This is a genomic window from Planococcus sp. TJ-307, from assembly GCF_058268435.1.
This window is the reverse complement of sequence record NZ_JBZDOJ010000014.1, coordinates 1-2,961: the sequence shown is the minus strand read 5'-3', so window position 1 is coordinate 2,961 and position 2,961 is coordinate 1. Positions and strand designations below refer to the sequence as shown.

The 2,961-nt window shown below is 53.9% G+C and carries 1 rRNA gene; it reads left to right on the top strand.

The window, feature by feature from the left end:
- The first annotated feature begins 30 nt into the window (after window positions 1–30).
- Window positions 31–2,961: ribosomal RNA gene (locus tag AC4EHK_RS19335) — 23S ribosomal RNA — on the top strand.

The window sequence follows — 2,961 nt, the reverse complement described above, 5'->3', positions numbered from 1 at the left end:
CGATTGGCCACAACTTTTTAATTGACCATTGGTTAAGTTAGAAAGGGCGCACGGTGGATGCCTTGGCACTAGGAGCCGAAGAAGGACGGCACTAACACCGATATGCTTCGGGGAGCTGTAAGTGAGCTGTGATCCGGAGATTTCCGAATGGGGGAACCCACTGCCTTTAATCGGGCAGTATCCATGTGTGAATTGATAGCACATGAGAAGGCAGACCCAGGGAACTGAAACATCTAAGTACCTGGAGGAAGAGAAAGCAAATGCGATTCCCTGAGTAGCGGCGAGCGAAACGGGATCAGCCCAAACCAAGAGGCTTGCCTCTTGGGGTTGTAGGACACTCTATACGGAGTTACAAAAGGCAGGATTAGGCGAAGCGACCTGGAACGGTCCGCCGCAGCGGGTAATAGCCCCGTAGCCGAAAACCCTGCCCCTCCAGAGTGGATCCTGAGTACGGCGGAACACGTGAAATTCCGTCGGAATCCGGGAGGACCATCTCCCAAGGCTAAATACTTCCTAGTGACCGATAGTGAACCAGTACCGTGAGGGAAAGGTGAAAAGCACCCCGGAAGGGGAGTGAAATAGATCCTGAAACCGTGTGCCTACAAGTAGTCAAAGCCCGTTCATGGGTGATGGCGTGCCTTTTGTAGAATGAACCGGCGAGTTACGATTGCATGCAAGGTTAAGCTGAGAAGGCGGAGCCGCAGCGAAAGCGAGTCTGAATAGGGCGACAGAGTATGCAGTTGTAGACCCGAAACCAGGTGATCTACCCATGTCCAGGGTGAAGGTAAGGTAACACTTACTGGAGGCCCGAACCCACGCACGTTGAAAAGTGCGGGGATGAGGTGTGGGTAGCGGAGAAATTCCAATCGAACCTGGAGATAGCTGGTTCTCTCCGAAATAGCTTTAGGGCTAGCCTCAAGATTGAGAATCCTGGAGGTAGAGCACTGTTTGGACTAGGGGCCCATCCCGGGTTACCGAATTCAGACAAACTCCGAATGCCAGTGATTTATGCTTGGGAGTCAGACTGCGAGTGATAAGATCCGTAGTCAAGAGGGAAACAGCCCAGACCACCAGCTAAGGTCCCCAAATATCCGTTAAGTGGAAAAGGATGTGGCGTTGCTTAGACAACCAGGATGTTGGCTTAGAAGCAGCCATCATTTAAAGAGTGCGTAATAGCTCACTGGTCGAGTGACACTGCGCCGAAAATGTACCGGGGCTAAACGGATTACCGAAGCTGTGGATGGACATCGTAGATGTCCGTGGTAGGAGAGCGTTCTAAGGGCGTTGAAGTCAGACCGCAAGGACTGGTGGAGCGCTTAGAAGTGAGAATGCCGGTATGAGTAACGAAAGACGGGTGAGAATCCCGTCCACCGAATGCCTAAGGTTTCCTGAGGAAGGCTCGTCCGCTCAGGGTTAGTCGGGACCTAAGTCGAGGCCGATAGGCGTAGACGATGGACAACAGGTTGATATTCCTGTACCACCTCCCCGCCGTTTGAGCAATGGGGGGACGCAGAAGGATAAGGAGAGCGTGCCGTTGGTTGTGCACGTCCAAGCAGTGAGGCGTGGAATGAGGCAAATCCCATTCCTGATACGTTGAGCTGTGATGGCAAGAGGTTAGCCTCAGAGTCCCTGATTTCACACTGCCAAGAAAAGCCTCTAGCGAGGCGGGAGGTGCCCGTACCGCAAACCGACACAGGTAGGCGAGAAGAGAATTCTAAGGTGAGCGAGTGAACTCTCGTTAAGGAACTCGGCAAAATGACCCCGTAACTTCGGGAGAAGGGGTGCTCTGGTAGGGTGAATAGCCCGAGAGAGCCGCAGTGAATAGGCCCAGGCGACTGTTTAGCAAAAACACAGGTCTCTGCAAAACCGTAAGGTGACGTATAGGGGCTGACGCCTGCCCGGTGCTGGAAGGTTAAGGGGAGTGCTTAGCGCAAGCGAAGGTGCGAACTGAAGCCCCAGTAAACGGCGGCCGTAACTATAACGGTCCTAAGGTAGCGAAATTCCTTGTCGGGTAAGTTCCGACCCGCACGAAAGGCGTAACGATCTGGGCACTGTCTCAACGAGAGACTCGGTGAAATTATAGTACCTGTGAAGATGCAGGTTACCCGCGACAGGACGGAAAGACCCCGTGGAGCTTTACTGTAGCCTGATATTGAATTTTGGTGCAACTTGTACAGGATAGGTAGGAGCCAGAGAGCCCGGAGCGCCAGCTTCGGAGGAGGCGTCGGTGGGATACTACCCTGGTTGTATTGAAATTCTAACCCACACCCCTGATCGGGGTGGGAGACAGTGTCAGGCGGGCAGTTTGACTGGGGCGGTCGCCTCCTAAAGAGTAACGGAGGCGCCCAAAGGTTCCCTCAGAATGGTTGGAAATCATTCGCAGAGTGTAAAGGCAGAAGGGAGCTTGACTGCGAGACGTACAGGTCGAGCAGGGTCGAAAGACGGGCTTAGTGATCCGGTGGTTCCGCATGGAAGGGCCATCGCTCAACGGATAAAAGCTACCCCGGGGATAACAGGCTTATCTCCCCCAAGAGTCCACATCGACGGGGAGGTTTGGCACCTCGATGTCGGCTCATCGCATCCTGGGGCTGTAGTCGGTCCCAAGGGTTGGGCTGTTCGCCCATTAAAGCGGTACGCGAGCTGGGTTCAGAACGTCGTGAGACAGTTCGGTCCCTATCCGTCGCGGGCGCAGGAAATTTGAGAGGAGCTGTCCTTAGTACGAGAGGACCGGGATGGACACACCGCTGGTGTACCAGTTGTTCTGCCAAGGGCATCGCTGGGTAGCTATGTGTGGCCGGGATAAGTGCTGAAAGCATCTAAGCACGAAGCCCCCCTCAAGATGAGATTTCCCATTGCGCAAGCAAGTAAGATCCCTCAAAGACGATGAGGTAGATAGGTTCGAGGTGGAAGCGTGGCGACACGTGCAGCTGACGAATACTAATCGATCGAGGACTTAACCAA